The sequence below is a fragment of the Streptomyces sp. URMC 126 genome, assembly GCF_051386555.1.
Lineage (GTDB): Bacteria > Actinomycetota > Actinomycetes > Streptomycetales > Streptomycetaceae > Streptomyces.
The window spans coordinates 1-8,925 of record NZ_JBPQTX010000292.1 but is presented as its reverse complement, the minus strand read 5'-3'; the positions used below and the strand labels follow the sequence as shown (position 1 = coordinate 8,925).

Annotated in this window: 7 protein-coding genes; 5 read left to right on the top strand and 2 right to left on the bottom strand. The window is 74.7% G+C overall.

The features are described from left to right. Positions 1-1,241 precede the first annotated feature (1,241 nt). The gene (locus ACSNOK_RS26810) at positions 1,242-1,649 is read left to right on the top strand and encodes a hypothetical protein (RefSeq protein WP_436783351.1); all 408 of its coding nucleotides are present in this window, start codon (positions 1,242-1,244) and stop codon (positions 1,647-1,649) included. Between the two features lie 44 nt (positions 1,650-1,693). On the opposite strand, the gene ACSNOK_RS26805 is transcribed toward ACSNOK_RS26810, so the two are convergent. Further along, on the bottom strand, positions 1,694-3,031 hold the full coding sequence (locus ACSNOK_RS26805; RefSeq protein WP_436783350.1) for a hypothetical protein: 1,338 nt from the start codon (positions 3,029-3,031) through the stop codon (positions 1,694-1,696). A gap of 147 nt (positions 3,032-3,178) precedes the next feature. Between ACSNOK_RS26805 and ACSNOK_RS26800 the strand changes: the two genes are divergently transcribed. Both ACSNOK_RS26800 and ACSNOK_RS26795 read left to right on the top strand, forming a co-directional pair. Beyond that, positions 3,179-4,138, top strand: coding sequence for a LysR family transcriptional regulator (locus ACSNOK_RS26800; RefSeq protein WP_436783349.1), 960 nt, complete (start codon positions 3,179-3,181; stop codon positions 4,136-4,138). A 402-nt stretch (positions 4,139-4,540) separates the two neighbouring features. Further along, positions 4,541-5,113, top strand: coding sequence for a GNAT family N-acetyltransferase (locus ACSNOK_RS26795; protein WP_436783348.1), 573 nt, complete (start codon positions 4,541-4,543; stop codon positions 5,111-5,113). 42 nt (positions 5,114-5,155) lie between these two features. Here the strand turns inward: ACSNOK_RS26795 and ACSNOK_RS26790 are convergent, their stop codons facing one another. Then, positions 5,156-5,803 carry a class I SAM-dependent methyltransferase gene (locus ACSNOK_RS26790; RefSeq protein WP_436783347.1) on the bottom strand — a complete coding sequence of 216 codons (648 nt, stop codon included), beginning with the start codon at positions 5,801-5,803 and terminating at the stop codon, positions 5,156-5,158. A 297-nt stretch (positions 5,804-6,100) separates the two neighbouring features. Between ACSNOK_RS26790 and ACSNOK_RS26785 the strand changes: the two genes are divergently transcribed. Then, positions 6,101-7,714, top strand: a complete 1,614-nt coding sequence (locus ACSNOK_RS26785) for a phospholipase D-like domain-containing protein (protein WP_436783346.1) — start codon at positions 6,101-6,103, stop codon at positions 7,712-7,714. Positions 7,715-7,939: 225 nt separating this feature from the next. Further along, positions 7,940-8,869 carry a D-alanyl-D-alanine carboxypeptidase family protein gene (locus tag ACSNOK_RS26780; RefSeq protein ID WP_436783345.1) on the top strand — a complete coding sequence of 310 codons (930 nt, stop codon included), beginning with the start codon at positions 7,940-7,942 and terminating at the stop codon, positions 8,867-8,869. Positions 8,870-8,925 lie beyond the last annotated feature (56 nt).

Below are 8,925 nucleotides of genomic sequence, written 5' to 3'. Positions count from 1 at the left end.
TCCGGGCCGGGCCCGGCCCGGAGGCGCCCGGCGACGGCCTGCCGACCACGACGGGGGCGTCCCGCCGGCCGGGGCACAGCGGCCGGCGCGCACCGGCCGGTGAGGAGCCCGGCTGACCGGCCGCCGTGACGGCGTCCGCGGGTGCCACCGGTACGCGGCCGACGCCGTCACCGGCGCACCGGAGAGCGCCCGCCGGCCGCCCGCGCCGCGGGGATCGGCACGCGGTGCCCGCGGCCGGCGCCGCCGGGCCGGACGGCCGGGCCGCGGGTGTCGCCCACCTCACACCGCCGCGTCCCGAATCCGCGCCGGTGTCTCGTCGTGGCCGTCATGACTGCCGGGGGCGTTGTGGCCGACGTGACTGACATGGCCGCCGAGGCCGTTGCCGCCGTCCGCCGGCTTCCGCGCGGCGGGTTCTTCCGGGGCGTCCCAAGCCCGGGTCCCCGTCCCCGTCCCCGTCCCCGTCGAGATCGAGCCGCAGGCGCGGCGCGCGGGCGACACCGGTGACCGTGCCGTTGCCGCTGAGCGGTTCCGTCGGAGGGATCTCGGAGGGGTGTGGACGTCGACCATCTGCCGGAAGGCCGGGCGGAACCGGGCGCCCGCGGGTTCCGCTCCGGCGTTCGCCGTCGTCGGCCGTCAGCGGCGTCCGCGTAGGCGGCCGAGCAGCCTGCGGGCCTGGGCACGCTTACGCGGATCGGCGGCAGCGCGTCGGGCCGACGCGGTGGCCCGCTGTCCCTGCGGGCTGCGGATGAACCGCTGGATACGCGCCATCAACCCGGGCATGGGGTCCTCCTTCGCAGCGTCTGTCCTCCGTCTACCCCGTGGCACTCCGGTGATGTCCGTACGAGGCCCCGGGTATTCGGATGCCGCGCCGGACCGTGGGCGGCGCGCCCCGGCCGCGGTCGCCGCCCGACCGCTCGCGCCTTGCCGGTGACGCGGGGGGCGCCCCTCCCGCCTCCCGGCCGTACCCATGGCGGCGATCGGCGGACGAGAGGATCCCCCGCCCGGGGGTCCGGACGCGGGATCCCGGGCGGGGGCGGACGGCCCGCACGATGGCGGAGTCCGGCGACGCGTACGAGGCGTCCCCGGCCGCCGGGGGAGTGGTGGACGGACGAAGGCGCGCGGGTGTGAAGGAGTGAGCGACATGGCGGAGACGGCCGAGCGTCCCGTCGTCGGGGCGCACGATCTCGGGGAGCGCGGCGGCGTCCTGGCGGGACGACCGGGAGGCGGCCCGGTGCGGTGCGGTGGCCCGCCCGGTGTACGCCTGGCCGCCGCCCGGTGGAGACGCCGCCGACGCGGCCGACTCCGCCCCGGCCGACGTCTCCGTCCACGGCGAGCGGGCGGCGGCCGGAGTGCCGCACGGGACCCGCGCGGCCGTGTCCGGACCGGCTCCGCCGGGTGCGGTGCTCCGCCTCCGGACCGTCCGGGAGGCGGCCGGCCCCGCGTCGGACGCCCTCGCTCACCACCCGGACGCCCTCCGGCACACCCGCCGCTCCCTCATCGCCGTCCGCCCGGACAGCGACGTGGACCTTCGGGCCGCGCCGGTACCGGCCGGGACGCCCCGGACGGACGCCCCGCCGCTCCCACCGGCCGAGGCCGGGGTACGGCCGTACGAGCCGGTGGCGCCGGTCTTCGGGTGGACGGAGCGATGACCGCCCCCCGCCGGCCCGCGAGCACGCCGCGCCCGTGCTCGGCGTCAGGACGAGCCGCCGGCCAGCCGGTGCTCGTACGTCACCGCGGGGAAGTCCCAGCTGTGGTCGAGCACCTTCACACCGAGGACCGACAGCTTGCCGAAGAACGACCCGGTGAGCCGGCCACCGCCGTAGAGCGCCCACTCGCCGTGCGTGTCGTCGACCCCGGTCTGCCCGGCCCGCTTACCGTCCTTGGGCTGCCCGCCTCCGCCGGAGCCCCGCACGGTGGCCTTCAGGTACGGCATGGCGTCGGCCGTGACGCCGATCGAGCCGTAGAGGCCCAGCTCGGCGTGGGCGCCGATGCCGGCCTGCGCGGTGGCCGTACCCGTCACGCGGGTCGCGGTTCCCCGGGTCACCGGCTCGGGGCCGGAGAGGGCGCTCCAGCCGTGGTCGGCGTCATAGCGGGCGCCGATGTTCAGCCGCCCCTCCGTGCGCTGCTCGGCGTCGACCGTGATCTTGCCGTCGGCGGAGACGTCGTAGAAATAGTCGATCTTCGCGTTGAGCACGATCGGCACCGGGCCGACCCACACGGTCTTGTTCACGTCGACCTCGGCGGCCGGTATGCGCAGCGGCTTGCGGCCCGTGTCGTACGCGGCGGAACCCTCGGCGTGCGCCTTGAAGTCATAGGCGTAGTCGTCGCCCATGCCGATCTCGGCCTTGGAGGGCGCGACGGAGTACCAGTGGGCACGCTCGTACGAGAAGAGCAGCTCCGGTCGGATCTCCAGCGAGCCGGACAGGGCCGAGGAGTGGCCCTCGGTCGGCTTGACGCCCGGGGGCATCGGGACGTCCACGTCCAGCCGGATGCCCCCGCCGCCCGCCTGCCCGCCGGACACCCTGCCGCCGGTCGACGAGGGCTTGGCCTTGAGGTCGGCCGCGGTCAACGGCACCCGGAGGTCCACCGTGCCGTCGCCGAGCGCGTCGGTCAGGTCGGCGGGCCGGGTGTCCACCGCGACCCGGCCGCCTGCCTGCGGATGCACGGCAGTGACCTTGACCAACGCCCCCTGAGGGGTCGCGGCGGTCGCCGGGCTCGCGATGACGTCACCGGGGCGCAGCCGGTCCGGGCTTCCCTGGAGGCCGTGGGACGCGCCGCCGGTCAGCACCGCGTGGCCGCCGGCCGCGTCGTAGTCCGTCAGCCGTGCGTCACCCACCGGCACCTGGCCGACCTTGCCGTCGCCGGCCGGTCTGACGACGGACACGGCGTCCTTGTCGGCCGGGCCGTCGCCCACCCGGAGGGCGGGCGGTGTCCGGCCGCCGGAGTCGGCGGCCGCGGGGAGGGCCGACAGCGGGGCCGCCACGCCGGCGACCAGCAGGGGAACGAGGAGAAGACGGGTCGTGCGCTTCATGGGCATCCTTCCGCGGTGATCGTGTCCGAGCCCCTCCCCGGCCGGCCCGTCCACTCGTCGTCGGGCCTCCTCGGTACCCGAGAACTCAAACCCGCCATCGGACCCGGAATCAAGGAGATTCCGTCCATGAGGAGATAGGCAAGGGCTATGGGACGATCCGCCGAGCCGGTTCCCAGCGCCGGCAATCTGTCGCTGCGCCAGCTGGAATACCTCGTCACCGTGGTCCGGGAAGGGCGGCTCACCCGGGCCGCCGAGCGCTTGCACGTGACGGAACCCACGGTTTCGCAGCAACTGCGCACCCTGGAACGGGCCGTCGGAACGCCCCTGTTGGAGCGCCGGCCGGAGGGCGTCCGTCCCACGCGGGCGGGTGCGGCCTTCCTGCCGTACGCGCGGACGGCGCTGTGCTGCGCCGACGAGGCGACCGTCGCGGCACGTGCCGCGGCCGGTGGCCGACGGCGCCCGCTGCGCGTCGGCACGGTGCACCCCGCGCTGCCCAGCGCCCTGCTGCCCGGCCTGCGCCGGTGGGCGCGGGACCGTCCCCGCTCGCCGGTGTCCGTCTGTCCGTACGACAGCCGGGAACGGCTCCAGGCCGCCGTGGCGGCCGGGACGACCGACGTGGGCGCCGGGCCGCGGCCCGTGGACTGGGACGGCCGGGTGCTGACCCTGGCAACGGAGGAGCTGGTCGTCGTCTGCGCCGAGGGCGACGAACTGTACGGCCGTGAAGTCCACTTGGAGGATCTGGCCGGCCGGCGCTGGATCACCCACCGAGACCTCGGCCCCGGCGAGGCGTTCACCGAGGTGCTCGGCACGGCCGGGTTCCAACCGGTCGTCACGGCGGAGGTGCCGCAGGCGGAGGCGGCCGTGGCGCTGGCCCGGGACGGTGTCGGCCTCACCCTCGTTGCCGAGGACGCCCTGTCGCCCGAAGTCCGGAAGGCCGCCGCGCGGCCGGTTCCCCCGCTGGTGCGGAAACTCTCGGTGTACACGGCCGCACGAGCCCCGGACGAGGCACTGGCGTGCGCGACGACGCTGGCCCGGGAGGCACGGGCCGAGGCACGGCGAACCAGCCCCTCCCCCCGTCCGGCGCTCCTCGCTCCTACGACGGACTGACAGCGCGCAGACCTCCGCGCCCGCTGCCCGCCGTCTCGACTTCCGGTGGCGCCAGAGCGGGCGGCAACCGGGCGACGGAAGCCGCCACTTCACGGACTTCCGCCCCGGACGGGGGATCCCGGAGCAGAGCGACGCCTGGGCGATCGCCAAGAGGCCGGCCCGGCGCCGCCGCTCGTAGACGGCCCACGCGCGCCCGGGAGTCGTCGCGGCCCGGGCGGGGGACGACGGAAGCGGCGGACCGGAACACGGCGATCCTCCTCTCGCGCGGACGGGGCCGGGGGAAGCGTCCTCGCCCCGTCCCTCCCGCCGGCGCGGGGCGCGGAAGCCGCCGCGCGTCGCCGTGAAATGATCAGTTGGCCCGGTACCGGGCGAGCCGACGGCGGCAGATGGCGGAAGGTGACGATGTACGCGATATCCCTGGGCGACGACGGTGCCGAACTCGGGCCGCTCGAACCGTGGCAGGCCGACGAGTTCCTGGCCCACATGGACCGGGGGAGGGAGTTCATCGGCCGGCACAACGGACTGCCGGACATCGTCACGGACCTGGAGTCGAGCAGGGCGTTCCTCCGGACGTACGCCGAGCGGGCCGCCGCCGACGAGGGGCGCATCTTCGGGATCCGTACGGACGGCCGGCTCGTCGGCGCCGTCGTCCTCCGGAGGTTCGACGTGCGGCAGGGCGTCGCGGAGGCCGGGTGCTGGCTCGAACCGGCGGCGGTGGGCAGGGGACTGGTGACCCGGGCCGTGCGCAGGATCATCGACTGGGCCGTCGAGGAGCGCGGCATCCACCGCGTGGAGTGGTGGGTCTCGGCCGGGAACGCGCCCAGCATCGCCGTGGCCCGCCGGCTCGGGATGACGCGGGAGGCCGTGCTGCGGGAGAGCTTCGCCTACCGGGGCGAGCGGCACGACGAGGAGATCTGGGCGGTGCTCGCCCCGGAGTGGCGGGCGGCCAGGGAGGCCGCCCGGGCCGGGGACTGACGACGGATCCGCCCCGGGCGGCGCACCGCCGGGGCGCGTGGGTCAGCGCAGGCGGCGGACGCGCAGCACGTGGTCCACGCGGAACCCCGCCTCGCCGTCCGGCCCGGTCGCCTCCGTCCGCAGCGACTCCCGGACCTCGACGTGCCAGTCGGGCGAGGGCAGGCCCAGCGCCGCGAGTATTTCGTCCGCGGTGGGGAGGCGCAGGCCCGCGTGGGCTTCCCGCTTCCAGGACGGGCTCTCGGCGTGCCCCACGAAGAGCAGGACTCCGCCGGGCGCCACCGCCGCCGCGGCGGACCGGAGGATCCGCTCGACCGGCAGTTCCACGGGGGAGTGCAGGAACTGCAGGGAGACGAGGTCGAAGCCGCCCTCGGGGCACGCGGGGAACGTCGCGCCCAGATCGTGCCGCTGCCAGTCGATCCGGTCGGCGACGCCGGCCTCGGCGGCGTGCGCGGCACCCCGCTCCAACGCGGTCGCCGAGACGTCGACGGCGGTGACGCGCCAGCGCCGCCCGGCGAGCCAGATGGCGTCGGCCCCCTCGCCGCACCCCAGGTCCAGGGCGGTGCCCGGCGTGAGCTCCGTCGCCTCCCTGACCAGCAGTGGGTTGGGGCGACCGCTCCACACGCGCTCGCCGCGCCCGTAGAACTCCTCCCAGAACGCCTCGGGAGTCGGCTCCGGCCGGGTGTCCGTCATGGGGGATCCTTCCTCGTCGCCGCGTCGTCCGCGGTGCCGGCGCCTCCGTGACGCCCGCGTGCCGCCATGGTCGGCGCGCGTCGGACGACCGGGCAAACCTTGTTGCGGAAACGGCAAAATCAGCCGGAGTGACGCGGGGTGGGAGCCCGTTCCGTCCCCGCCCCGGTGACCCGCTGTCGGGCCGTCGCGCCGCCTGGTAACTTCTGGGAAGTTGATCATCCGTACGACGTCCGAACGTACGGATGTCAACCGTTTATTCGTCACCCATTCCCCTGGCTCACCGTCGAAGGACCCCCCTTGCTTCGCCGTTTACACCGCCTCACCCGCCACGCGACGGTCTCCGCCGCCGTCCTCGCCCTCCTGCCGGCCGGCCCGGCGCTCGCCGCCGGGGACGCGCCCGGCACTCCGCACCTCGACGCCGTCGAGCGGACCCTGCGCCAGGTGTCCCCCGGCCTGGAGGGCGACGTCTGGCAGCGCACCGAGGGCAACCGGCTCGACTCCTCCTCCGCCGACTCCTCCGACTGGCTGCTGCAGACCCCCGGTTGCTGGGGCGACGCCGGCTGCGCCGAGCGCCCGGGGACCAAGCGGCTGCTCGCCAAGATGACGGAGAACATCTCCCGGGCCCGGCGGACGGTGGACATCTCCACCCTCGCGCCGTTCCCCGACGGCGCCTTCCAGGACGCCATCGCGGCCGGCCTCAAGGCGTCGGTGGCCGCCGGGCACAAGCCCCGGGTCCGCGTCCTCGTCGGCGCCGCGCCCGTCTACCACCTGAACGTCCGCCCCTCGGCCTACCGGGACGACCTCCGGACGCGGCTCGGCTCCGCGGCCGACGCGGTCACGCTCAACGTGGCCTCGATGACCACCTCCAAGACCGCCTTCTCCTGGAACCACTCCAAACTCCTGGTCGTGGACGGCGAGTCGGCGATCACCGGCGGCATCAACAGCTGGAAGAACGACTACGTCGACACCACCCACCCGGTGACCGACGTCGACCTGGCCCTGACCGGTCCCGCCGCCTCCACCGCCGGCCGCTACCTGGACACCCTCTGGGGCTGGACCTGCCGCAACAAGGGCAACGTCGCGAGCGTCTGGTACGCGGCCTCCGACGGCGCGTCCTGCATGGCCGACCTGGAGAAGGAGGCCAACCCGCGGCCCGCCGGACCCACCGGCGACGTCCCGGTGATCGCCGTGGGCGGCCTCGGCGTCGGCATCAAGGACCGGGACGACGCCTCCGCGTACCGGCCCGAGCTGCCGTCGGCCCCCGACACCAAGTGCGTCGTCGGTCTGCACGACAACACCAACGCCGACCGCGACTACGACACGGTCAACCCGGAGGAGAGCGCCCTGCGCGCGCTGGTGGGCAGCGCGGAGAAGCACGTCGAGATCTCCCAGCAGGACTTCAACGCCACCTGCCCGCCCATCGCCAAGTACGACATCCGGCTCTACGACACCCTGGCCAAGAAGATCGCGTCCGGGGTGAAGGTCCGCATCGTCGTCAGCGACCCGGCCAACCGGGGCACGGTCGGCAGCGGCGGCTACTCGCAGATCAAGTCCCTGACGGAGATCAGCGACGTCCTCCGCAACCGGCTGGCCCCGCTCACCGGCGGCCCGGACCGGGCGAAGGACGCCCTGTGCTCCAACATCCAGCTCGCGAGCTTCCGGAGCGCGAAGAGCGCCAGGTGGGCCGACGGGCACGCCTATCCGCTGCACCACAAGCTGGTGTCCGTGGACGGCTCGGCGTTCTACATCGGGTCGAAGAACCTCTACCCGTCGTGGCTCCAGGACTTCGGCTACATCGTCGAGGACCGGGGCGCCGCCGGACAGCTCGACGAGAAGCTGCTGGCGCCCGAGTGGGAGTACGCCCAGGACACGGCGACCGTCGACTACCGGCGCGGGATCTGCTCGCTCTGACCCGCGGACGCTCCGACGTCCCTCCGCCCCCAGGGGCCCCGGCCACACCGCCGGGGCCCCGCGGCGTACGAGCCCCCAACTTCCCTCCCGTGCCCGCCTGTTCGGTCACCGAAAAAGCGAGCGACCCCCTCCCTCACTCGTTCGTGGCGCGATTTCCCGTCGCGCGCGGCGGGGTGCGACCATGCGCTCCTCCCGAACCGATCAGTGAGCACTTTTGGAGTTTCCATGGCACGACTTGGGGGAAGCGCGGCCCGCCGTCGGACGACGGCCACGGCCGTAGTCCTCTCGGCCGGCGCGGTCCTGGCCGTCGCACTCCCGACCGCGACCCATGCCGCCGACGGCCCCACGGGCGTCGGCGCCAAGGGCGCGTTCCTGCTCGACGGCGCCGCCGGAAAGGCGCTGTGGAGCAAGGCCGCCGACGTCCGGCGGCCGATCGCCAGCACCACCAAGATCATGACGGCGGTGGTGGTCCTCGACGGCGGCTCCGCCGACCTCGACAAGCAGGTCACCGTCAAGCAGTCCTACCGCGACTACGTCACCCGCCACGGCGCCAGCACGGCCGACCTGCGCACCGGCGACAAGCTCACCGTGCGTCAGCTCCTCTACGCCCTGATGCTGCCCTCCGGCTGCGACGCCGCCTACGCCCTGGCGGACGTCCTCGGCAGCGGGCCCGACGAGGCCGCGCGGACCAAGTCGTTTGTGGCGAAGATGAACGCCAAGGCGGCGAAGCTCGGACTGCGGAACACCCGTTTCGACTCGTTCGACGGCATCACCGCGGGCGGCGGCTACTCGACCCCCCGCGACCTCGCCACCCTCACCCGGCACGCCCTGCGGAACAGCACGTTCACCACGGTCACCAAGGCGATGAGCACCCAGCAGAAGGCGCTCAACGTCAACCGCCGGTACACCTGGTACAACACCAACAAGCTGCTCGGCTCGTACGAGGGCGTGTTCGGTGTCAAGACCGGCTCCACCCGGGCCTCGGGACCCTGCCTGGTCTTCTCGGCCCGGCGGGACGGCCGGACGGTCGTCGGAGTCGTCCTGGACGACGCGGCGAGCCGCTACCCGGACGCCGCGAAGATGCTGGACTACGCGTACCGCACGCACACCCCGCTGAAGCTGCGGCGGCTCCCCGCGGCGGCACACGAGGACTGACCGCCCCCCTACGCCGAGAAGCGGGGGGGGGGGGGGGGGGGGGGGGGGGGGGGGGG

Excerpts from the sequence above, each read along its gene's own strand:
- ACSNOK_RS26805 (WP_436783350.1), bottom strand. The coding sequence starts at position 3,031 with ATGAAGCGCACGACCCGTCTTCTCCTCGTTCCCCTGCTGGTCGCCGGC.
- ACSNOK_RS26800 (WP_436783349.1), top strand. The coding sequence starts at position 3,179 with ATGGGACGATCCGCCGAGCCGGTTCCCAGCGCCGGCAATCTGTCGCTG.
- ACSNOK_RS26795 (WP_436783348.1), top strand. The coding sequence starts at position 4,541 with ATGTACGCGATATCCCTGGGCGACGACGGTGCCGAACTCGGGCCGCTC.
- ACSNOK_RS26790 (WP_436783347.1), bottom strand. The coding sequence starts at position 5,803 with ATGACGGACACCCGGCCGGAGCCGACTCCCGAGGCGTTCTGGGAGGAG.
- ACSNOK_RS26780 (WP_436783345.1), top strand. The coding sequence starts at position 7,940 with ATGGCACGACTTGGGGGAAGCGCGGCCCGCCGTCGGACGACGGCCACG.